Source organism: Burkholderia mayonis (assembly GCF_001523745.2).
GTDB classification, from domain to species: domain Bacteria; phylum Pseudomonadota; class Gammaproteobacteria; order Burkholderiales; family Burkholderiaceae; genus Burkholderia; species Burkholderia mayonis.
The window spans coordinates 1,980,247-2,002,914 of record NZ_CP013386.1 but is presented as its reverse complement, the minus strand read 5'-3'; the positions used below and the strand labels follow the sequence as shown (position 1 = coordinate 2,002,914).

Here is a 22,668-nt window from a genome sequence, read left to right as displayed (position 1 = left end):
GTAGATGATCCGTTTGTCGTGCACGGGCCTTTTTTGAGGATGGACACGCGGCGATAACCCGATAAAATTGCGCCCAGCTGCTGCGTCGCAGTGACCTGCCGTGCAATCGAAAAGTGCAAATGTGTTCCGTTTGTGCGACAAAGGCGGGAAATTTTTGTGGCGGGGCCGGATTAGTGGTAGCTTTCGGGGTTTTCAAGGGGCGGCGCGAAACGGCGCGCCGCGGCGGCGAGGCTGACGGCGATCGAATCGGTTCGATCAGGGAGAACGGGATGAAGGCAAAGGTGGCGGGCCGGTTGACGGCACTTGCGCTCTGCGCGGGCGCATCGGTGGCGGCGGCGAAGGATACGCAGCTCAACGTCTATAACTGGTCGGACTACATTGCGAAGGACACGATCCCGAACTTCGAGAAGCAATCGGGCGTCAAGGTTCGCTACGACAACTACGACAGCGACGACACGCTGCAGGCGAAGCTCCTGACCGGCAACTCGGGCTACGACATCGTCGTGCCGACCAGCAACTATGCGGGCAAGCAGATCCAGGCCGGCATCTTCGCCCCGCTCGACAAGTCGAAGCTGCCGAATCTCAAATATCTCGATCCGCAACTGATGGCGCTCGTCGCGGGCGCCGATCCGGGCAACAAGTACGTGGTGCCCTGGGCGTACGGCACGACGGGCCTCGGCTACAACGTCGACAAGGCGCAGAAGCTCCTCGGCAAGGTGCCGCTCGACAACTGGGACATCCTGTTCAAGCCGGAGAACATCTCGAAGCTGAAGACGTGCGGCGTGTCGGTGCTCGACGCGCCGGACCAGATGTTCGCGGCGACGCTGCACTACATCGGCAAGGATCCGATGAGCACGAACCCGGCCGACTACCAGGCCGCGATGCAGGTGCTCAAGAAGATCCGCCCGTACATCACGCAGTTCAACTCCTCGGGCTACATCAACGACATGGTCGGCGGCGACATCTGCTTCGCGTTCGGCTGGTCGGGCGACGTCGTGATCGCGAAGCACCGCGCGCTCGAAGCGAAGAAGCCGTACAAGATCGAATACTACGTTCCGAAGGGCGGCGCGCCCGTGTGGTTCGACGTGATGGCGATTCCGAAGGATGCGAAGAACAAGGATGCCGCGTTGCAATGGATCAACTACATCGAGGATCCGAAGGTTCACGCGGCGATCACGAACGCGGTCTATTACCCGAGCGCGAACGCGGAAGCGCGCAAGTACGTGCGTCCGGACGTCGCGAACGATCCGGCCGTCTACCCGCATCCGGACGTCGTGAAGACGCTGTTCCTGCTGAAGCCGCTGCCGCCTGAAATCCAGCGCCTGCAAACGCGTCTCTGGACCGAGCTGAAGTCGGGACGCTGACGCGAAGCCGAAGCGCGCAGTATCGCGGCAACCCTGAGAAGCCCCTGGTGTCCCCGGGGGCTTTGTTCGTCAAACGTAGGAGCACAGCAGCACATCATGAATAGTCAGTCGGGCGCGGCGGTGGCAGGCGCGCCGTCCTATCGGCCTCAGACGGGCGCCGACGAGCGCGCCGAAAACTTTGTCCAGATCATCGACGTCGTCAAGAAGTTCGGCGAAACCTTCGCGGTGCGCAACGTCGATCTGACCGTACGCAAGGGCGAGCTGTTCGCGCTCCTCGGCAGCTCCGGGTGCGGCAAGTCCACGTTGCTGCGGATGCTCGCCGGCCTCGAGACGATCACGTCGGGCAAGATCCTGATCGACGGCGAGGATCTCGCGCAGATGCCGCCGTACAAGCGGCCCGTGAACATGATGTTCCAGTCGTACGCGCTGTTTCCGCACATGACGGTCGAAGCGAACGTCGCGTTCGGCCTGAAGCAGGAAGGCGTGCCGAAGGCCGAGCTGAAAGAGCGCGTGCGCGACGCGCTCGAGCTCGTGCAGATGGCGCGCTACGCGAGCCGGAAGCCGCATCAGCTCTCGGGCGGCCAGCAGCAGCGGGTCGCGCTCGCGCGCTCGCTCGTCAAGCGGCCGAAGCTGCTGCTGCTCGACGAGCCGATGTCCGCGCTCGACAAGCAGATCCGTCAGCGCACGCAGATCGAGCTCGTCAACATCCTCGACAAGGTCGGCGTCACCTGCATCATGGTCACGCACGACCAGGAAGAGGCGATGACGATGGCGAGCCGGCTCGCCGTGATGAGCGAGGGCCAGATCGTGCAGATCGGCACGCCGCACGAAGTCTACGAATATCCGAACTGCCGCTTCTCGGCCGAGTTCATCGGCTCGACGAACCTGTTCGAAGGCACGACCGTCGAGGACGAGCCCGATCACGTGTTCATCGAGTCGCCAGACCTGCCGTGTCGCCTCTACGTGAACCACGGAATCACGGGCCCGCTCGGCATGCCGGTCACGGTGTCGGTGCGCCCGGAGCGGATCGCGCTCACGCGCAAGCCCGCCGACGGCACGTACAACTGGGGGCACGGCGTCGTCACGAACGTCGCGTACATGGGCGGCTACTCGCTGTATCACGTGAAGCTCGATTCCGGAAAGACCGTGATCGCGAACGTGTCGAGCCTCGCGATCGCCGACCTCGATTCGCCCGGCTGGGGCGACGAGATCTACGTGCGCTGGAGCGCCGCGGCGGGCGTGGTGCTGACGTCATGAACGCGCTTTCGTCCCTGCTCGCGTGGCCGGTGAAGCGGTTCGGCCTCACCGGGCGCACGGCCGTGATCGCGGGCCCGTTCTTCTGGCTCGTGCTATTCTTCCTCGTGCCGTTCATCCTCGTCGTCAAGATCAGCTTCGCGGAACTCCAGCTCGGCATTCCGCCGTACACGGAGCTCACGTCGCTCGTAGACGGCGTGCTGCACGTCACGCTGAACCTGCAGCACTACGCGTTCCTCTTCAGCGATAGCCTGTACTTCGCGACCTACGTGAATTCGGTCGTCGTCGCGGCGGTCACGACGCTCTTGTGCCTGCTGCTCGGCTATCCGATGGCGTACTACATCGCGCGCTCGAACCCCGGCACGCGGAACATGTTGATGATGGCGGTGATGCTGCCGTTCTGGACGTCGTTCCTGATCCGCGTGTACGCATGGATCGGGATCTTGAAGAACAACGGGCTGCTCAACAACTTCCTGATATGGACGGGCCTCATCAGCACGCCGATCGAGCTGTACCGGACGAATATCGGCGTCTACATCGGGATGGTCTATTCGTACCTGCCGTTCCTCGTGATGCCGCTCTACGCGCACCTCGTGAAGATGGACCTGCGCCTGCTCGAAGCCGCGTACGACCTCGGCGCGAGGCCGTGGAAGGCGTTCGTGCAGATCACGCTGCCGCTGTCGAAGAACGGGATCATCGCGGGCTGCCTGCTCGTGTTCATTCCGGCCGTCGGCGAGTACGTGATTCCCGAACTGCTCGGCGGCGCGAACACGCTGATGATCGGCCGCGTCATGTGGAACGAGTTCTTCAACAACGCGGACTGGCCGATGGCCTCGGCCGTGACCTGCGCGATGGTGCTGCTGCTCCTCGTGCCGATGGCGATGTTCCAGCACTTCCAGGCGAAGGAGCAAGAGGGCCGCCGTCGATGAAGCCGAATCGCTTTCTGCAGGTGTTGATGCTCGCGATCGGCTTCGGATTCCTGTATATCCCGATCGCGAGCCTCGTCGTCTACTCGTTCAACGAGTCAAAGCTCGTCACTGTCTGGTCCGGTTTCTCGACGCGCTGGTATACGGCGCTCATCGAGGACGACGAGTTGATCTCGGCCGCGTGGCTGTCACTGAAGATCGCGGTGATGACCGCGTTCGCGTCGGTTTTCATCGGCACGTGGGCGGGCTTCGTGCTCGCGCGGATGGGCCGCTTTCGCGGCTTCGCGCTCTACAGCGGGATGATCAACGCGCCGCTCGTGATTCCCGAGGTGATCCAGGGCATCTCGCTGCTGCTGCTGTTCATCGAGCTCGGCAAGTGGTTCGGATGGCCGGCCGGCCGCGGGATGTTCACGATCTGGCTCGGCCACGTGATGCTGTGCATCTCGTACGTCGCGATCATCGTGCAGTCGCGCGTGCGCGAGCTGAACCCGTCGCTCGAGGAGGCCGCGCTCGACCTCGGCGCGACGCCGTTCAAGGTGTTCTTCTCGATCACGCTGCCGCTGATCTCGCAGGCGCTCGTATCGGGCTGGCTGCTGTCGTTCACGCTGTCGATCGACGACCTGGTGTTGTCCGCGTTCCTGTCCGGGCCCGGCTCGACGACGCTGCCGCTCGTCGTGTTCTCGCGCGTGCGTCTCGGCCTCAATCCCGAGATGAACGCGCTCGCGACCCTTTTCATCGCCGCGGTGACGATCGGCGTCGTGGCCGCGAACTACGTGATGCTGCGTCAGGAGCGGCGGCGGATGGCGGAGGCCGTTTGATTCGACGGCGGGCCGGCCGCGCGGAGATCGGCGGGTAGCCCGGCGGCCGAGACGTCGGACGTCGGTCGCACGTCAGTCTGAGCGAAGTTCAGGAAAAAGCCCGCGTTCGAGCTGCACCCCACAGGTTGGACACCGATCCGACCTTTGGGGCGTTTTTCATGGCGAAGTATGACGAGCAGTTTCGGCTGCTGGTCGTTCGGGCATATCTGGAAGGGGGCGCGGGCACGTGAACGCCGGCCGCGCGTCAGACGCCGAGCGCCGCCTTCCCGAGCAGCCCGACCGCGACGCACACGAGCGCGACGGCGAAGCCCGTCTGCACGTGCCGCGCGGACAGGAAGCGCGACACCCAGCGCCCGGCCGCCATCCCGAGCGCGGTCGTCACGGTGAACCACAGCGTGACGTCGAGCGGCGCCGGCGTGCCGCTTATCATCGTCGCGATCACGCCGCCCGTGCCGACGAGCGCGATCACCATCAGCGACGTCGCGACGACTCCGTGCATCGTCACGTTCGTGAACTTGCGCAGCATCGGCACGATCACGAAGCCGCCGCCGACGCCGAGGAGGCCCGTCATCAGCCCCGTCAGCGCGCCCGTCGATGCTAGCGCGATGCCGGCGGGCCACGACCAGACGAGGCGTCCGGTGTCGGGATCGATGTGGCCGACGCAAAGCGGCGAGCGGCGCGGCGCTCCCGCCGCATGTGCGAGCGCCTGGCGCAGCAGGCGCACCGCGACGATCAGCATCACGAGCGCGAAGAGGGCGAGCAGCATGCGCTGCGGCAGCACGTGCGCGAGCCGCACGCCGAGCGTCGTCAGCGGCGCGCCGGCCGCGGCCATCAGCAGCGCCGCGCGATAGCGGACGAGTCCGCGCCGGAAGCCCTCGAGCGCGCCGAGCGCCGCGCTGCCCGCGACCGCGACGAGCGCCACGGGCGTCGCCTGCTGCATCGGCCAGCCCATCCCGACGACGAGCGCGGGGACGGCGAGAATGCCGCCGCCCGCGCCCGTCAGACCCAGCACCGCACCGACGATGCTGCCAAGCACCAGAGAAATCAGCATGCTTCGTTGTTCCGGACGTTGTCAGCGAAGGGCGGCGATCAGCCGGTAATCTCGGGTTTCGCGAGCCATTCGCGACCCTTGAGCATCGCCTGCCAGTAGAGCGGCGGCAACAGCCGCTCCTTGAGCAGCCACGCGAGCCGCGACGGGCGCTTGCCGTCGATGAGCCAGGCGGGGAAGGTCGGCGCGACCTTGCCGCCGTACAGGAACTCGGCGAGCACGATCTTGCCGCGCTCGACGGTCAGTGGGCATGAGCCGTAGCCGTCGTAGGTCGCCTCGCCATGCGCGCGGCCGAGCGCGGCGAGCACGTTGTGCGCGACGACGGGCGCCTGCTTGCGCGCGGCGGCCGCGGTCTTCGCGTTCGTCGTGTTCGTCACGTCGCCGAGCGCGAACACGTCCGGGTGGCGCTTGTGCCTGAGCGTCGCCGGATCGACGTCGATCCAGCCGGCCGCGTCGGCGAGCGGGCTCGCCCGGACGAAGTCGGGCGCCTTCTGCGGCGGCACGACGTGGATCATGTCGAATTCGCGCGTGATCGTCTCGACGCCGCCTTCCGGCAGCGTGCGCGCGAACGTCGCGCGCTTGCCCGCTCCGTCGATCGCCGTCAGGTTGTGGCCGAAGTTCAGCGCGATGTCGTAGCGCTTCACGTACTCCATCAACGCGGGCACGTAGTCGGCGACGCCGAAGAGCGCCGCGCCCGCGTTGAAGAACTCGATGTCGACGTGGTCGAGGCGGTTCGTGCGCCGCCAGTGGTCGGCCGACAGATACATCGCCTTTTGCGGGGCGCCCGCGCACTTGATCGGCATCGGCGGCTGCGTGAAGAACGCGCGGCGGCCGCCGAACGCACGCACGAGCTGCCACGTGTACGGCGCGAGATCGTAGCGATAGTTCGACGTGACGCCGTTCTTGCCGAGCGTCTCGGGCAGGCCGTCGATCGCGTGCCAGTCGAGCTTCAAGCCCGGGCAGACGATGAGCTGCCTGTAGCGGACGAGCCGGCAGCCGTCGAGCACGACCGTATGCGTATCGGGCTCGAACGCGGCGGCGGCGGCCTTGATCCAGTGCACGCCGCGCGGCAGCACGGCGGCCATCCGGCGGGCGGTCGTCTGCGGCTGGAACACGCCTGCGCCGACCATCGTCCAGCCGGGCTGGTAGTAATGGGCGTCGGCCGGATCGATCACCGCGACATCGAGCGTCGGATCGCGCGCGAGCAGGCTCGACGCGACCGCGAGGCCCGCCGCGCCGGCGCCGACGATCACGATGTCGTGGCTCGACTCGATGGTCTGCGTCGTCGTGCTCTGGCTGCGCTGCATGATGCGGCGTCCGAGCGCGGCGAGATCGTAGCCGGCCGCGCCGCCCGCCGCGACGATATCGTTCAGCGGCCGCAGCCCCGCTTGCGACAGCCCCCACAGCGTCGCCGAGCGCATCCCGGTGCGGCAGTAAGCGAGCACGGGCGCCGGAAGCGTTCCGAGCAGCGCGCCGAACTGTTCGCCCTGTGCGTCGGTGACCTTGCCCGAGTCGACGGGCAGGTAGCGGACCGCGATGCCGAACGGCTCCGCGGCGGCCTCGATCTCGGCGACGGTCGGCTGGTCCGGGCCTTCGCCGTCCGGCCGGTTGCAGACGATCGAGCGAAAGCCCGCCTGTGCGAGTGCCGGCAGATCGGCGGCGACGATTTGGGGGGAGACCGACAGCGTATCGGTCAACGTGCGGATATCCATGGTTTGCGTGTGCGTGTCGTGAGTCGTGTCGTCGTTGGGGAGGCGGGCCGGATCAGAGCGCGTCGAGCGGGATCTTCAGGTAGCGCATGCCGTTGTCCTCGGGCTCCGGCAGACATCCCGCGCGCATGTTGACCTGTACCGAGGGCAGCATCAGTACCGGCATGTCGAGCGTCGCGTCGCGCGCGGTGCGCATCGCGACGAAGTCGTCTTCGGTGACGCCGTCCCGGATGTGGACGTTCTCGCGCAGCTCGTCGGCGACGGTGCTTGCGTACTGCATCGCGCGGCCGTTCGGCTGGTAGTCGTGGCACATGAAAAGGCGCGTGTCGGGCGGCAGGCTCAGCACTTTGCGGATCGACCGGTACAGCGTGCGCGCGTCGCCGCCGGGGAAATCGCAGCGCGCGGTGCCGTAGTCCGGCATGAACAGCGTATCGCCGACGAACGCGGCCGCCTCGCGCGCCGCGCGCCCGTCGGTGACGACGTAGGTCATGCACGCGGGCGTGTGGCCCGGCGTATGCAGCGCGCGGATCGACAGCGAACCGAGCGCGAGCGTGTCGCCGTCGTCGAGGAGCCGATCGAACTGGCTGCCGTCGCGTGCGAACGCAGGCCCCGCGTTGAACAGCGCGCCGAACACGTCCTGCACGCGCGTCACGTGGCGGCCGATCGCGATCTCGCCGCCGACGTGCGATTTCAGATAGGGCGCGGCCGACAGATGATCGGCGTGCACGTGCGTCTCGAGGAGCCAGCGCACGCGCGCGCCGAGGGCGTTCACGCGCGCGATCAGCTGGTCCGCGCTCGCGGTGCGCGTGCGGCCGGATTTCGGGTCGTAGTCGAGCACGCTGTCGATCAGCGCGCATTCGCCGCTGCCGCCATCGAGCAGCAGGTAGCTGAGGGTGCACGTCGCCGGGTCGAAAAAGCCTTCGACGGTCATCTTGGACGCTGTTGTCACGAAGTTCCTCCTGGGTCCGATTCATCGATATGGCGATCGATTGAACAAGAACCGTGCCAAGCAGACAGCATCGCCGATCGCCGGGTGCAGGGACTTGATTCATATCGTGTTTTTGCGTCGACGTCGCGCGATGCGCGACGCAGTCGAAGCGGTTTTCGTGCAGGTTCTCTGCCACGATTGGCAGTCCGATGGCAGAATTGGCGGTCGACGCGGCCGCGGGCCGCGCAGCCGGAGCCCAACCATGGATCAGCGCGACGTCATCCCGATCGTCCCCGTTTCGCCGCCCGACGTGGGCGCGCTCGTCTCGTACCTCGAGCAGGACCCGCAGCCGATGATCGTGCTCGACCCGTCCTACCGGATTCTCGCCGCGAACACTGCGTATCAGCGGCAGTTCGGCGTCGCCGGCGAAGCGCACGTCGGGCGGCGCTGCTATCAGGTCTCGCATCACTACGACGTGCCGTGCGACCAGGCTGGCGAGCATTGCCCGATGAAGCAGGCGACCGAATCGCGCAGCCTCAACCGCGTGCTGCACATCCATCACACGCCGCGCGGGCCGGAGCACGTCGACGTCGAACTGCGGCCGATCTTCGACGCGCAAGGCGAGGTGATCGCATACGTCGAGCGCCTGACGACCGTGCGCAGCGCGTCGGCGAAGCCGAGCGGCGAAGGGCTCGTCGGCGGCTCGGATGCATTCAACGCGGCGTTGTCCGCGTTGCAGCGCGTCGCGCCGTCGATGCTGCCCGTGCTGCTGCTCGGCGAATCGGGCACCGGCAAGGAGCTGTTTGCCCGCGCGCTGCACGAGGCGAGCGCGCGCGCGATGGGGCCGTTCGTCGTCGTCGATTGCTCGGGAATCGCCGAGACGCTGTTCGAAAGCGAGCTGTTCGGCTACGAGAAGGGCGCGTTCACCGGCGCGACCGCGCGCAAGCCGGGTCTCGTCGAAACCGCGCAGGGCGGCACGCTGTTCCTCGACGAGATCGGCGACGTGCCGCCGCCGATGCAGGTGAAGCTGCTGCGGCTCATCGAATCGGGGACGTTCCGGCGGGTGGGCGGCGTCGAGGTGCTGCGCGCGGATTTCCGGCTCGTCGCGGCGACCCACAAGCCGCTCAAGGAGATGATCGGCGACGGCCGGTTCCGGCAGGATCTGTACTACCGGATCAGCGCGTATCCGATCCGTCTGCCGGCCGTGCGCGAGCGGCCGGGCGACATGCCGCTCCTCGTCGATTCGATCCTGCGCCGGATCGCCGCGCAAGGGCCCGCCGCCGGACAGCGCTTCGCGGTCGCGCCGGATGCGCTCGCGCGGCTCGAAGCGTACGCGTGGCCGGGCAACATCCGCGAGCTACGCAACGTGCTCGACCGCGCGTGCCTGTTCGCGGACGACGGCGTGATCCGCGTCGAGCATCTGCCCGACGAAGTCGCGCACGCGGGCGGCGCGCCGGGGCGGCCCGATCCGTCGGCGAAGCTGTCCGACGACGAGCTCGCGCGCATCGCACTTGCGTTCGAGGGCACGCGGCGCTCGCTCGCCGGGCATGTCGGGATGAGCGAGCGCACGCTGTACCGGCGACTGCGCGCGCTCGGGATCGCGACGCGGGACGCGTGAATCGGTCGGACGGCGAGCCGGCATGGCGGCTTGCGCCGGGCGCATGCCGGTTGCGCGCGGTGCTTTCCGGCGAGGTTCGAATACGCGTCGTTCGATGCACGTTTTGTGACAAATAATAAAATTTATACAATCATTAATTATTGTTTTACGATAAAAATCGACCTACAATCTGGAGCATTATCTCATTCGTCGAGGAATTCCCATGCACTCCGATCGCGTCGCCCGTCTCAGCCAGCGGATGGCTACCGTCACGCTCTGGTTCATCACCGCGATGATGCTGCTCAACGCCGCGTGCTGGGCCTATCCGTCGTTGAACGCAGTCAAGCCCGGCGCGGGCCTCGAGTTCGGTCTCACCGATTCGCTGATCTCCGGGCTCGGCGTCGACGTCGCCGCGTTTCCGTGGTGGCAGAAGGCGGGCGGCATCGTGCTGTCGAGCGTGCCGCTCTTCGCGCTCGCGAGCGGCTTGCGCCACCTGCGCCAGCTGTTTCGGACCTACGCCCGCCGCGATTACTTCTCGGCCGAAGCCGCCCGTCATCTCGGCAAGATGGGGCGTGCGGTCGGCGTCTGGGTCGTGCTGAGCGTACTGTGCGAGCCGCTCCTGAGCGTGTGGGCGACGATGCGTGAGCCCGTCGGGCATCGCGTCGTCACGCTGAGCTTCGGCTTGCCATACGTCGTCGCGCTGTTTACGGCCGCCTGCATCGCGGTCATCGCGCACATCCTGCGGCAGGCGAGCGAGCTCGACGCCGAGCACCGGCAATTCGTCTGAGGCGCGCGCCATGCCGATCATCGTCAAGCTCGACGTGATGCTCGCGATCCGCAAGGTTCGCTCGAAGGATCTCGCCGCGGCCGTCGGCATCACCGAGCAGAATCTGTCGCTCCTCAAGCAAGGGAAGGTCAAGGGCATCCGCTTCGCGACGCTCGAGGCGATCTGCCGCCATCTCGATTGCCAGCCCGGCGATCTGCTGGAATTCAGCGACGCGCCAGGCGCCGATGCGGGTTGAGGCGGCAGGCCGGTGGCGGGAACCAGCGTGATGCGCGCAGATGGCGCGGGGGCCGTCGGTGCTGGGCGGCATCGGCGGCGGTATCGGCAATTGGGTGGCGGCGTGCTCGCGCTCGCGATCGCGACGTCGATTCACGTGCTGGCCTGGCTCGCGCTCGAACGCCGGCCGCCGTCGGCGGCGGACGCATCGATGCGCGATGCATCGACAATCGATGTGCCGAAGCCGGGAAGGCGAGCGCTGATCGTCAGGCTGATCCCGAGGTTGCCGCCGCCGTTGCCGCAGCCGTCGCTTTCGGCGCGGCGCACACCGGCGCACGCCGCATCGATGCGCGGCGCGCGGGCGGCCGCGCGCGACGGCGGTCGTTCGCAGCCGCGTCGCGGCGCCGGCGACACGCGCCACGAACCGGTGCGAGCGGACGCCGAGGCGAACGACGCGCAACGAAAGCCGGCCCCGACGCCGGTCACAACGGCTCCCGGCGCCGACTGGCGGGCGGATCTGGACTCGGTCGGATCGATTCGGTCGATCGGGCGAGGATCGGCGGACGCGGCGGTTGGGGCGACAGGGGCATCGTCCGGCCTCGCGCTGCCACGGAAAGCGACGGCGGCATCGACCCTTGCGCGCGAGATGTCGAAAGCGAGCCGTGCCGATTGCCGGAACGCGTATTCGGGCATGGGCCTGCTCGCGATTCCGGCGCTCGCGATCGACGCCGTCAGGGATGACGGCTGCAAGTGGTGACGCGGTCGATTGTCGGGCGATGAGCGCGGCTTCGGCTCGACGCGACGAATTGCGGGACGAACCGGCGAATGAATCGCCGAACGAATTGGCGCGATCGGCCTGGGCCGTATGCGCCGACGTGCTGCCTGCTTGCGTCGCGCGTCCGCATTTCGCACCCGGCCCCTCGACCAAGCAAAGCGTCTCGCGCCGCGGCGATCAGCCGACGATCTCCGGCAGCGCGAGCCACTCCCGCCCCTTGAGCGTCGCCTGCCAGTAGAGCGGCGGCAACAGCCGCTCCTTCAGCAGCCACGCGAGCCGCGACGGCTGCGTGCCGTCGATGAGCCAGGCGGGAAAGGTCGGCGCGAGCCTGCCCCCATACCTGAACTCGGCGAGCACGATCTTGCCGCGCTCGACGGTCAGCGGGCACGCACCGTAGCCGTCGTACGCCGCCTCGCCGTGCGCGCCGCCGAGTGCGGCGAGCACGTTGTGCGCGACGACGGGCGCCTGCTTGCGCGCGGCGGCCGCGGTCTTCGCATTCGGGGTGTTCGCGGCGTCGCCGAGCGCGTAGATGTTCGGATAGGCGCGATGGCGCAGCGTCGAGGGATCGACGTCGATCCAGCCGGCGACATCGGCGAGCGGACTCGCGCGAACGAAATCGGGCGCCTTCTGCGGCGGCACGACGTGGATCATGTCGAATGCGCGCGTGACGATCTCGTTCGAGCCGTCGTCGCGCGTGCGCTGGAACGCCGCACGCTTGCCCAGGCCGTCGATCGCGATCAGGTTGTGGCTGAAGTTCAGCGCGATGCCGTAGCGCTTCACGTATTCCATCAGCGCGGGCACATAGGCCGGCACGCTGAAGAGCGTCGGCGAGGCCGAGTAGAACGCGACCTCGACGTTGTCGAGCTGCCTCGTGCGCTGCCAATGGTCGGCCGACAGATACATCGCCTTTTGCGGGGCGCCTACGCACTTGATCGGCGGCGGCGGCTGCGTGAAGAGCGCGCGGCGGCCGCCGAATTCGCGCACGAGCTGCCACGTGTACGGCGCGAGATCGTAGCGATAGTTCGACGTGACGCCGTTCTTGCCGAGCGTCTCGGGCAGGCCGTCGATCGCGTGCCAGTCGAGCTTCAAGCCCGGGCAGACGACGAGCTGCTTATAGCGCACGACGCGGCACGCTTCGAGCAGCACGGCGTTGTTCAACGGCTCGAACGCGGCGACGCCGGCCTTGATCCAGTGCACGCCGCGCGGCAGTACGGCGGCCATCTGCCGGGCGGTGGCCTGCGGCTGGAATACGCCCGCGCCGACCATCGTCCAGCCGGGCTGGTAGTAATGGGCGTCGGCCGGATCGATCACCGCGACATCGAGCGTCGGATCGCGCGCGAGCAGGCTCGACGCGACCGCGAGGCCCGCCGCGCCGGCGCCGACGATCACGACGTCGTGGCTTGCGACGGCCGCGTCCGACGCCGTCCGGCCGCGTTGCGCGATGCGGCGCGCGACGCCTGACAGATCGTAGCCGGCCGCTTCGCCCGCGGCGACGATGTCCCGCAGCGGTCGGTCGCCCGCCTGCGACAGCGCCCAGAGCGTCGCCGAGCGGATGCCGGTGCGGCAGTATGCGAGCACGGGTGTGTCGAGCGTCGCGACGAGCGCGCGGAACGCGGCGCTTTGCTCATCGTTGATGTTGCCGGCTTCGACGGGCAGATAATGGACCGCGATGCCGACGCGCGCCGCCGCCGCGGCGATTTCGGCGACGGTCGGCTGGTCCGCGCTTTCGCCGTCCGCTTGGTTGCAGACGATCGTCCGGAAGCCCGCGTCGCGGATCGCGGGCAGGTCCGCCGCGACGATCTGCGGCGACACCGACAGCTCGGCCGTGAGCTTGTTGATCTTCATGGTCATCTCCGTTTCTCCGCTTGACGCGAGGCGATGCGCGCGCGGATTGCGGCGAGCGCGATCGCAAGGTAGCGCATGCATGTCCTTCGCGTCGGGAAACTCGACCGTCCCATGCTGGTCGCGAGATCGAAGATGCTTGCGTGGAACCTTCGGACTCAGTGGCGGACATCGAAGATTCCCAAGTCGATCGTAACGAAGCGCAATCGTATTTTCTTGAAGTAGATCAAATTTGCGGGATGACGGTGCGTTCGGTCGCCGTGGCGCGCAGGCTGGGGCATTGCAAAAACGGGGATGGAATTGCCTGCGCGGCGTTTGCCCCGCGTGTCCGCGGCGGCGGGTGCGCTGCTGCGAAGACGCGCCGCACGGCAGCGACGCGCTTCGATCCCGGCGCGCCCGCCTGTCCGAGCACGGGCGGCAGTCCGCTCAAATCGAGCGGCTGCCCGAACGCGCGGATCGGCACGTCGATCGCATCGCGCGCGAGCGCGGCGCCTGTCAGGGTGGCGTAGTCATGCGCCGTCGCCCGGGCGCCTAGCGTGTCGACCGCGTCGGCGGAGAACGCGCGGCCGAGTTCGTGCATGAGCGCTTTGTATTTCGCGTTCATGCCGAGTTGTAGCGCCATCAGCTTCAAGACTGCGAACGTGTCGACCGGCTGCCATGGCTCGGGCGAGTAGCCGAGCAGGCCGAATTCGACCGGGCAGCAGACAGGAACCCACGCGAGTTGCGCGATGGCGGCGTTCACACCGTCGCCGAAAGCCGAGAGAAGCATGTTGTCTTCGGTCCCGACGAGCCGCACCGATGCGGCCGCGTAGTGATCGAGCCGCAACGTGCGGTGATAACGGTCGAGCGAGGGCGCGAGTATTCGCTTGCGGTCGCGATGCGTCGGCAGGCGAAACCCGTCAGCGGTTTTGGACTTCGAGCCGTCCGTCCGGGGCAGGCTTGATCTGCGAGCCGACGACGAACGCGAACAGACTCAGCAGCGCGACGAAGCCCATGGCGTAGAACATCGCGGCGCCGCCGTAGTGCAGCAGCGCGAGGCCGCCGAGCCATGGGCCGAGCAGATTGCCGACGTTGCTGAGCGAATGCGCGCCGTAATAAATGCCGCGCATCGGCTCGGGCGTGATGCTGTCGAGGACGGCGTATTCCGACGGGATCAGCAGCACTTCGCCCCACGTGAAGACGACCATCGACACGACGAGCGCGGTCATGTTCGGCGAATTCGCGAAGCCGGCCGCGCCGATCGCGAGCAGAATCGCGCCGAGTGTCAACGACGTGAAGGGGCCGCGCCGTTCGCCGACGCGATTCAGGAACGGCTGGCTCAAGACGACCGTGATCGCGTTCGTGCTCATCAGCCAGGCGAACATCTTGAGTCCGTCGTCGAACGCGCCGATCAGGTATTGCGAAAACGTGACCGACATTTCGCCGTGCACGGCGATCGCGAGCATGCTGCCCGCGGTGAAGAGAATGAGGCGCCGGTCGGTGCCGATGATGCGCAGCTTCGCGGTGAGCGGAAGGTCGGACGCCGTCGCTTCATGCGGCGGGCGGCAGAACACGAGCCGGGCCGTGATCGCGTAGATCGCGATCGAGAACAACAGGTATACCGCCCCCGTGATGAGGAACACGGGCGATTTGTCGAGCAGGCCGAGCGACGCGCCGAGCAACGGCCCGATCGCGAAACCGACGTTGATCGCCACATAGCGTCGTGCAAATGCGCGAAGTCGCTGCTCGGGCGGAAGATTGTCGCTGATGGTCGCCTTCGAGACCGGTTCGTAGAACGAGCTCGCGAGATTGATGAAGAGGTTGACGACGAAGACTTGCCACGCGTCTGCCGCGAAATGAAGCGCGGCGAACGACAGACTCGATACGAGCAGACAGCCGATCAGCACCTTGCGCCGGCCGAGCACATCGGACAGATGGCCGCCAAACAGGCCGCCGAATGTGCCGACGAGCGCGCCCGTGCCGAGCAGCAGGCCGATCGACGCCGCGTCGAGTCCCATCCGCTGGTGCAGATAGATGGCGAGAAACGGCAGGCTCATCGCGCGTGCCATCACGACGAAGCCGGTGCCTACGATCAGCAGCCAGACGAGGAGCGGGTGTCTTGCCTTTTCTTGACTCATGTATGTCTCATCGAGAACCGTTCGAAGCGGCGCGCATCGCGCGATGCGCCGCATGAGCCGGCGCGCGAACGCGCATCGACGCCGTGTCACAGGTCCGGCATGCAGGTCCGGTATTGTACTCAGCGTTTTTGTTGCCGCGTAAGCTCGGTGTCGGCAAAGCGTCAGCTTGCGCCAGACAGGACGTCGCGCACGATCGCGAGCGTGCTGTCGATGTCGTCCGCCGAATGGCGGCAGTGCGTCACGGCGCGTATGTTGCATGGCCCAGTTCCGCCATTCGCACGCCGCGCGTGCGCGTGATCGTCGGCGAGGCGCTCGATCATCGTGCGCAGCGCGACTTCCCCGGCGGCGACGGGCCGATCTGACGCATCCCGCCGCCGAGCAGCGTGCGCCAGCGGCGCACGCGCGCAATCGTGTCGAGGCCGGATACGACGATCGAACCCGCCGGCGCTGCGAGACTCTTCGATAGGCAGAATTGCAGCGTATCGCCGGATACGGCGATGCGCGTCACGTCGACGCCGAGCGCGATCGCGGCACTGAACACGCGCGCGCTGTCGATATGGAGCGGAAGGCGGTGGGCGTCGCAAAATGCGCGCAACGCGCGCAGATAGTCGAGCGACAGCGGCGCGCTGCCCGTTCGCACGTGAGGCGTTTCGATCGCAACGATGCCGGGCATCGCGCACTGCGTGTCGTCGGCGTCGCGCAGCGCGTCGAGCGGGATTTCGCCGCGCCGTCCGTCAGTGCGGCTGCGTCAGATGCCGCATCACTTCGCGGACGAAGCCGAGCGGCGTCTCGTCGGCCCACGTGCCCGTCATCAGCGCTTGCCGGAATTTCAACTGCGTTGCCGGATCGTCGCCCGCGTAGCTCCTGAACAGCTCGAGCCAGCGCTGCGCGAGCGCGTGCTCGTCCGGTGAGGCGGGCGACACGCCCGCATCGATCGCGTCGCGCGCAGCAGCCACCAACTGCGGTCATTCCATCGCGTACTTGCCGGAGTTCGCGCGCATGAAGCGGGCTTCGTCCGGCGACTGGCAGCGTTCGCAGATCCGCATCTTCGTCTCCGAAAACGCTCGGCGTATTCAATGCGCCGGCCTAGTTTGGCGAGTTCGCTGGGCCTCGCGTGCCTGCCGTGTCGCGCGCATTCGTCGAACTTGCCGTGCTCGTCATGTTCGTCGGGCCGTTTGCGGCAATCCCACGTGGTGCGTTCGCATCGTTTGTATCGTTCGCAACGTTGGCAACGTTCGTCGCAGCAGCAGTTCCGACACGGGTGCCCACGGCGCGAGCCGCATCCGCAGCAGCATCGGCTGTGCCAGCAACGCCGGGCATGCCCGTGCCGCCAGCGTCGTGCATGCGCTTCGCGTCACCGACATCCCGCGCATCGTCCGCGCCGCTCGCGCGCTTTGCATCCTTTCCGCCGTCCTTCGGTGTGCCCATCGCCTGATAAAGCCGAGCGGTATCGACGAGCCGCGTGCCCGTCGCGCGAATCTCGTCGAGCCGCGCGTTGCGGTACCGCTGCTCGCTCGCGCGCGCGGCCGACGGCGGCAGCGCGCCGAGCCGCACGCGCGCCGCGGTGTCGTCGAACGCGCCGCGCGCGGCGACGGCCGAGCGGTTCGATGCATCGAGCGCGCTCGCGTCGTTGTCGAGCGCGGCGAGCCTGTCGGCGACGTCCTGGAACGCGGCGAGCACGGTCTGCTTGTACTGGTCGACGGCCGCGTCGTAGGTCGCGCGCGCCGCGCGGCGCTGCGCGAGCAGCGCGCCGCCGTGGAAGAGCGGCTGCGTGAGCGACGCGCCGACGCTCCAGATCGCGCCCGCGCCCGACAGCATCGCAGGCCAGTTGAAGCCCGCATGGCCCATCGACGCCGACAGCGACAGTTGCGGGAACAACTGCGCGGTCGCGACGCCGACCTCGGCTGCGGCCGCCTGCAATCCGGCTTCGGCGGCGCGGATGTCGGGCCGCGCTTCGAGCAGCGTCGACGGCACGACGACGGGCACGTCCTCGGGCAGATGCAGGTCGGCGAGCGCGAGACCGGCGCTCGCCTGATCGGGCGTGCGGCCGAGCAGCACGGCGAGCGCGTGGCGCGTCGACTGCCATTGCTGGCGCAGCGCGGGCAGGCTCGCTTCGAGCGCCGCCGCGCTTTGCTGCGCGTCCAGCATGTCCGCATGCGACGCGGCGCCGAGCCGGTAGCGCGCGGCCGTGTCGTTCGCCTGCTCGCGCGCGAGCACGACGAGCCGTTCGGTCGTCGAGACCTGCTCGGCGAGCGCGGCCGACGTGACGGCGGCCGTCACGATGTTCGCGGCGAGCGCGCGTCGCGCGGATTCGAGCTGGTATGCGGTCACGTCGACGCGCCTGGACAGCGCGCGGTTCGCGAAGCGCGCGGCGCCGAACAGGTCGAGCGTGTAGCTCGCCTGCAACTGGCCCGCGAACACGTTGTAGAGCACGGTCTGCGGTCCGAACGTCGGCACGCCGAGCGCACGCTCGCGCGTCGCCTGGCCGCCCGCGTCGATCGACGGCAGCAGCGAGCTGCCGATCTGCGCGCGCAACTGCTCGCGCGCGGCAGTCAGGTTTTTCTCGGCGGCGGCGAGCGTCGGGCTGTTGCGCAAGCCTTCGTCGACGAGCGAATCGAGCGCGGGCGACCGGTACTGCTTCCACCAGTCGGGCACCGGCTGCGCGCCGACGTCGAAGCGCTGCGCGACGCCCTGCGCCGCGGCGGTGCGCTCGGGAAGCGGCGTCGCGCCGTAATGTGCGGGCAACGGCATTGCGGGCGGCGCGTCGCTCGGCGCGAACAACGAGCAGCCGGCGAGCGAACCGGCCAGCGCGGCGACGGCGGCCGCGGCCGTCGCGCACCGCGCGGCGCGGGCCGGGAACGATTGGATCGAAACGCGCATGGTCAGGCTCCCGTGGGCGTGACGGGCGGCTCCGGGTCGCGCTCGTCCGGCTTCACGCGGAACCACGCGGCGTAGAGCGCCGGCAGGAAGAAGAGCGTCAGCACGGTCGCGCTCGTGATGCCGCCCATCAGCGCGGTCGCCATCGGGCCGAAGAAGTTCGAGCGCAACAGCGGAATCAGCGCGAGCACGGCGGCCGCGGCCGTCAGCGTGATCGGCCGGAACCGCCGTACCGTCGCGCCGACGATCGCGTCGAAGCGGCCGTGGCCGGCGGCGATGTCCTGCTCGATCTGGTCGACGAGGATCACCGAGTTGCGCATGATGATCCCGAACATCGCGATCACGCCGAGCATCGCGACGAAGCCGAACGGCTTGCCGAACAACAGCAGCGTGCCGACGACGCCGATCATTCCGAGCGGCGCGGTCAGCACGACCATCAACACGCGCGAGAAGCTCTGCAACTGGATCATCAGCAGCGTCAGCACGGCGATCACCATCAGCGGCATCTGCGCGTTGATCGACGTCTGCCCCTTCGCGCTTTCCTCGACGGAGCCGCCGATCTCGATCCGGTAGCCGACGGGCAACTGCCCGCGCAATTCGTTCAGCTTCGTGTCGATCGCGTGCGTGACGTCGATCCCTTGCGCGCCCGCCGCCACGTCGGACTGCACGGTGATCGTCGGCTGGCGGTCGCGCTCCCAGACGACGCCGTATTCGAGCGTGTTGTGGAAGCGCCCGAGCGAGCCGAGCGGCACCGGACCGTTCGGCGTCGGCATCGCGAGGTTCGCGAGATTCGCCGGATCGACGCGCTGCGCGCGCGGCGCGCGCAGATCGACCGCGATCAGCTTGTCGCGCTCGCGGTACTGCGTGACCGTCGTGCCGGACAGCGTCATCGCGAGGAAGCCCGCGACGTCCTGCGACGTGACGTTCAGCTCGCGCGCCTTGTGCTGGTCGAGCTCGAAGCGCACCGAGCGCTCGGCGGGCTCGTCCCAGTCGAACTGGACGTTGACCGCGCGCGAGTCGGCGCGCATCGTCGCCGCGACCTTTTCCGCGATCGAGCGCACGGTCACGATGCTGTCGCCGCTCACGCGGAACTGCACCGGATAGCCGACGGGCGGACCGTTCTCGAGCCGCGAGATCCGCGTGCGCACCGCCGGGAACTGGTCGCGCAGCATCGGCGCGAGCCACGCGGAGAGCTTTTCGCGATCCTCGACCGACTTCGCGGTGATCACGAACTGCGCGAAGTTCGGCAACTGCAGCTGTTGGTCGAGCGGCAGATAGAAACGCGGCGCGCCGGAGCCGACGAAGTTCACCGAATGGTCGATTTCGGGCCGTTTTTCGATCAGCTTCTCGAGGCGCTGCGCCTGCTTGAGCGTCGCGTCGAACGATGCGCCTTCGGGCAGCCGCAGATCGACGAGCAGCTCGGGGCGGTCGGAGCTCGGGAAGAACTGCTGCGGCACGAGCGAGAAGCCCGCGAGCGCGACGACGAACAGCGCGCCCGTGATCGCGAGCACGATGAAGCGCCGCTTGATGCACCAGTTGATCCACACGCGCAGCCGCGCGTAGAAGCGCGTGTCGTAGATGTCGTGCTCATGGTCGCGGCCGTGCGCGGCGGCGGCAGGCGGCGTGCCGCCCGCCGCCGCGTCCTTCGGCGGATGCTTGCGCTCGGGCAGCATGTGATAGCCGAGGAGGGGAATCAGCACGACGGCCGCGAACCACGACGCGATCAGCGCGATCGCGGACACCTCGAAGATCGACCGCGTGTATTCGCCGGTGCTCGATTTCGCGAGCGCGATCGGCAGGAAGCCGGACACGGTGACGAGCGTGCCCGTCAACATCGGGAACGCGGTGCTCGTATAGGCGAACGCGGCGGCGCGCGCGCGGCTGAAGCCCTGCTCGAGCTTCACGGCCATCATCTCGACCGCGATGATCGCATCGTCGACGAGCAGGCCGAGCGCGAGTACGAGCGTGCCGAGCGACACCTTGTGCAGCCCGATGTCGAACAGGTACATGAAGAGCGCGGTGACGGCGAGCACGACCGGGATCGAGATCACGACGATCATCCCGGTGCGCAGGCCGAGCGACACGAGGCTCACGATCAGCACGATCGCGACCGCCTCGGCGACCGCCTCGAGGAAATCGTCGACCGAATGCGACACCGCGTGCGGCATGCTCGACACTTCGTTCAGCTTGAGACCCGCGGGCAACTGCGCCTGCAATTCCTTCGACTTCGCATCGAGCGCCTTGCCGAGCCGGATCACGTCGCTGCCCGGCTGCATCGTGACGCCGATGCCGAGCACGGCGCGGCCGTTCGCGCGCATCTGCGTGGCGGGCGGATCATCGTAGCCGCGCTTGATCGTCGCGAGGTCGCCCAGGCGGAACGTGCGGCCGTTGATGCGGATCAGCGTGTCGGCGATCGCGCCGACGCTCTCGTACTGGCCGCTCGGGCGGATGAACACGCGGTCGTGCGCGGCCGTCAGCACGCCCGGCGACGACACGTCGTTCTGCGCGTTGATCGCCTGCGCGATCTGCTGCGGCGAGATCCCGAGCCGCGCGAGGCGCGTGTTGTCGATCTCGACGAAGATTCGCTGATCGGGATCGCCGAAGTAGTCGACCTTCGCGATGCCCGGCACGCGCAGCAGCACGACGCGCAACTGGTCCGCGTAGTCGTGCAGCTGCGCGGGCGAGAAGCCGTCGCCCTCGAGCGTGTAGATGTTCGTGTAGACGTCGCCGAATTCGTCGTTGAAGAACGGCCCCTGGACGCCGGGCGGCAGCGTCATCGAGATGTCGCCGACCTTCTTGCGCACCTGATACCACGTTTCCGACACGTCCTTGACGGGCGCCGAATCCTTCATCGCGAAGAAGATCAGCGATTCGCCGGGGCGCGAGTAGCTGCGCAGATAGTCGATCGCGGGCGTCTCCTGCAGCTTGCGGCCGATCCGGTCGGTGACCTGCTCCTGCACCTGGCGCGCGGTCGCGCCGGGCCAGAACGTGCGAATCACCATCACGCGGAACGTGAACGGCGGATCTTCCGACTGGGCGAGACGCGTGTACGCGAGGATGCCCGCGATCGTCGCGAGCGCGATCAGGTAGACGACGAGCGCCTGATGGCGCAGCGCCCATGCGGACAGGTTGAAGCGTCCGCCTTCTTGTCGGCCCGCCGTCATGACGCGACGTCCTCGGGATGAAGCGGCCGCACCGCGCGCACCTTCTCGCCCGCGCTCACCGTGTGCACGCCTTGCAGCACGACGCGCTCGCCCGGCTGGATTCCGCCCGACACGGTCACTGTGCGCTCGTTGTAGCGGACGATGTCGACGCGCCGCAGCTCGAGCGTGTCGTCCTGCTTGCGCACGACCCACAGCGCGGGCGCGTCGCCCGCGTGGAAGAGGGCCGTCGACGGCAGCGTGAAGCGCGTCTGCGCGCTCGCGTTGCCCGACGCGTCGGACGAGAACGCGACGTTCGCGGTCATCCCGAGCCGCACCGCTGGATCGGGCTGCGCGAGCGTGAGTTTCACGCGGTACGTGCGGCTCTGCGGATCGGCGGCGGGCGCGATCTCGCGCACGCGCGCGTCGAACGTGCGGCCGGGCAGCGCCGGCAGCGTGACGCGCGCTGCATGGCCCGGAATGAGGCGCGGCAGCTCGCTTTCCGGCGCGTCGGTGACGACGTCCACGTCGCCTGACCACGCGAGCTGATAGACCGGCTGGCCGGCGGACACGTTCTGCCCGGTGTCGGCCTGCTCGGCGGTGATGTAGCCCGCGTGATCGGCCACGAGCGTCGCGTATTGCAACTGGTTCTTCGCGAGCGCGAGCTGCTGGGCGGCCTGGTCGCGCTGCGCGCGCGCCGACGCATACGCGTTCTCGGTCTGCTCGAGCTGCGCGGGCGCGATCAGGTTCTCGCGCGCCTGCGCGCGGTCGCGGAGGACCTGCTGCTGCGCGAAGGTCAGCGAATGCGCCGCGGCGTCGAGCTGCGCCTGCGCGCTCGCTGCGTTCTTCGCGACGTCGGACGTGTCGAGCAGCGCAACGACCTGCCCCTTCTTCACGGTGTCGCCGAGGCGCACCTTGCGCTCGACGATCTTGCCGGCGATCCGGAACGATAGCGGCGTCGCGTAGCGCGACTGGATCTCGCCGGGCAGCGACACGGCGGCGGCGACGCCGTCCGCCTGGGCCGGCACGGCGACCACGGGGCGCGGCGCGGGCGGCGCGGCTTCCTTGCGGTGGCAGGCAGCAACGATGAGCGCAACGCCGATCATCAGCGCGGCGCGAGAACCGGAACGATTCACGGTGACCCCTCGGACAGGAGAAAACGGAAAAAGCCGGCAAGCCGGATGCGCTTGCCCGGCGTCGCACGCGGCAAAACAATCGGCGCGCGCGTTGCTGACTTTTGCTTACAAAGACTTCGCTGAATTCTAATACAGGG

General features: G+C 68.0%; 18 protein-coding genes and 1 pseudogene. 7 read left to right on the top strand and 12 right to left on the bottom strand.

All coding sequences use genetic code 11. The annotated features are described in order from the left end of the window. Positions 1-269: 269 nt before the first annotated feature. From WS70_RS09850 to WS70_RS09835, 4 genes are all read left to right on the top strand, one after another. On the top strand, positions 270-1,364 hold the full coding sequence (locus WS70_RS09850; RefSeq protein WP_059471646.1) for a polyamine ABC transporter substrate-binding protein: 1,095 nt from the start codon (positions 270-272) through the stop codon (positions 1,362-1,364). A 96-nt stretch (positions 1,365-1,460) separates the two neighbouring features. Further along, on the top strand, positions 1,461-2,621 hold the full coding sequence (locus tag WS70_RS09845) for an ABC transporter ATP-binding protein (RefSeq protein ID WP_059471645.1): 1,161 nt from the start codon (positions 1,461-1,463) through the stop codon (positions 2,619-2,621). Then, the gene (locus WS70_RS09840; RefSeq protein WP_059598660.1) at positions 2,618-3,547 is read left to right on the top strand and encodes an ABC transporter permease subunit; all 930 of its coding nucleotides are present in this window, start codon (positions 2,618-2,620) and stop codon (positions 3,545-3,547) included. The genes WS70_RS09845 and WS70_RS09840 overlap by 4 nt, the downstream gene beginning before the upstream one ends. Next, positions 3,544-4,362 (top strand): ABC transporter permease subunit, encoded by an 819-nt coding sequence (locus WS70_RS09835; RefSeq protein ID WP_059471643.1) that lies wholly within the window; start codon positions 3,544-3,546, stop codon positions 4,360-4,362. Before WS70_RS09840 ends, WS70_RS09835 begins: the two co-directional genes overlap by 4 nt. A 244-nt stretch (positions 4,363-4,606) precedes the next feature. On the opposite strand, the gene WS70_RS09830 is transcribed toward WS70_RS09835, so the two are convergent. Genes WS70_RS09830 through WS70_RS09820 form a run of 3 tightly spaced genes read right to left on the bottom strand, consistent with a single transcriptional unit; the run spans position 4,607 to position 8,050 of the window. Then, on the bottom strand, positions 4,607-5,413 hold the full coding sequence (locus WS70_RS09830) for a sulfite exporter TauE/SafE family protein (RefSeq protein ID WP_059598661.1): 807 nt from the start codon (positions 5,411-5,413) through the stop codon (positions 4,607-4,609). Positions 5,414-5,451: 38 nt separating this feature from the next. Then, a complete protein-coding gene (locus WS70_RS09825) occupies positions 5,452-7,122 on the bottom strand; it encodes a bifunctional protein tyrosine phosphatase family protein/NAD(P)/FAD-dependent oxidoreductase (RefSeq protein ID WP_059598662.1) in 1,671 nt (556 codons plus the stop codon). A gap of 52 nt (positions 7,123-7,174) precedes the next feature. After that, complete coding sequence (locus tag WS70_RS09820; RefSeq protein ID WP_059598663.1) at positions 7,175-8,050, bottom strand: MBL fold metallo-hydrolase; 876 nt, start codon at positions 8,048-8,050, stop codon at positions 7,175-7,177. A gap of 259 nt (positions 8,051-8,309) precedes the next feature. On the opposite strand from WS70_RS09820, the gene WS70_RS09815 reads away from it, so the two are divergent. The 3 genes from WS70_RS09815 (at position 8,310) to WS70_RS09805 (ending at position 10,666) form a co-directional block, all read left to right on the top strand. Further along, positions 8,310-9,665: a sigma-54 interaction domain-containing protein gene (locus WS70_RS09815; RefSeq protein ID WP_059598664.1), complete on the top strand. Its 1,356-nt coding sequence runs from the start codon at positions 8,310-8,312 to the stop codon at positions 9,663-9,665. Between the two features lie 202 nt (positions 9,666-9,867). Continuing rightward, entirely contained in the window at positions 9,868-10,431 is a 564-nt protein-coding gene (locus WS70_RS09810; protein ID WP_059471638.1) for a DUF2975 domain-containing protein, read from the top strand. A gap of 10 nt (positions 10,432-10,441) precedes the next feature. Next, a complete protein-coding gene (locus tag WS70_RS09805) occupies positions 10,442-10,666 on the top strand; it encodes a helix-turn-helix domain-containing protein (protein ID WP_059471637.1) in 225 nt (74 codons plus the stop codon). A gap of 131 nt (positions 10,667-10,797) precedes the next feature. Here WS70_RS09805 and WS70_RS31465 read toward each other — a convergent pair whose 3' ends face one another. The 9 genes and pseudogenes from WS70_RS31465 to WS70_RS09760 form a co-directional block, all read right to left on the bottom strand. Next, positions 10,798-11,337, bottom strand: a complete 540-nt coding sequence (locus WS70_RS31465) for a hypothetical protein (RefSeq protein ID WP_156438164.1) — start codon at positions 11,335-11,337, stop codon at positions 10,798-10,800. Positions 11,338-11,596: 259 nt separating this feature from the next. Beyond that, the gene (locus WS70_RS09795; RefSeq protein WP_059598665.1) at positions 11,597-13,264 is read right to left on the bottom strand and encodes a bifunctional protein tyrosine phosphatase family protein/NAD(P)/FAD-dependent oxidoreductase; all 1,668 of its coding nucleotides are present in this window, start codon (positions 13,262-13,264) and stop codon (positions 11,597-11,599) included. A 223-nt stretch (positions 13,265-13,487) separates the two neighbouring features. Then, entirely contained in the window at positions 13,488-14,087 is a 600-nt protein-coding gene (locus tag WS70_RS09790) for a penicillin acylase family protein (protein ID WP_059598666.1), read from the bottom strand. 73 nt (positions 14,088-14,160) lie between these two features. Next, complete coding sequence (locus WS70_RS09785; RefSeq protein ID WP_059471670.1) at positions 14,161-15,378, bottom strand: MDR family MFS transporter; 1,218 nt, start codon at positions 15,376-15,378, stop codon at positions 14,161-14,163. A gap of 316 nt (positions 15,379-15,694) precedes the next feature. Next, positions 15,695-16,051, bottom strand: coding sequence for a beta-eliminating lyase-related protein (locus WS70_RS09780; protein WP_059598667.1), 357 nt, complete (start codon positions 16,049-16,051; stop codon positions 15,695-15,697). A gap of 61 nt (positions 16,052-16,112) precedes the next feature. After that, positions 16,113-16,451, bottom strand: a pseudogene (locus WS70_RS09775) (MerR family transcriptional regulator); the annotation flags it as partial. Between the two features lie 13 nt (positions 16,452-16,464). Further along, positions 16,465-18,258 (bottom strand): efflux transporter outer membrane subunit, encoded by a 1,794-nt coding sequence (locus WS70_RS09770; protein ID WP_059598669.1) that lies wholly within the window; start codon positions 18,256-18,258, stop codon positions 16,465-16,467. Between the two features lie 2 nt (positions 18,259-18,260). Then, entirely contained in the window at positions 18,261-21,419 is a 3,159-nt protein-coding gene (locus tag WS70_RS09765; protein ID WP_059598670.1) for an efflux RND transporter permease subunit, read from the bottom strand. Continuing rightward, positions 21,416-22,531, bottom strand: a complete 1,116-nt coding sequence (locus WS70_RS09760) for an efflux RND transporter periplasmic adaptor subunit (protein ID WP_059471631.1) — start codon at positions 22,529-22,531, stop codon at positions 21,416-21,418. The genes WS70_RS09765 and WS70_RS09760 overlap by 4 nt, the downstream gene beginning before the upstream one ends. Between the last annotated feature and the right edge of the window lie 137 nt (positions 22,532-22,668).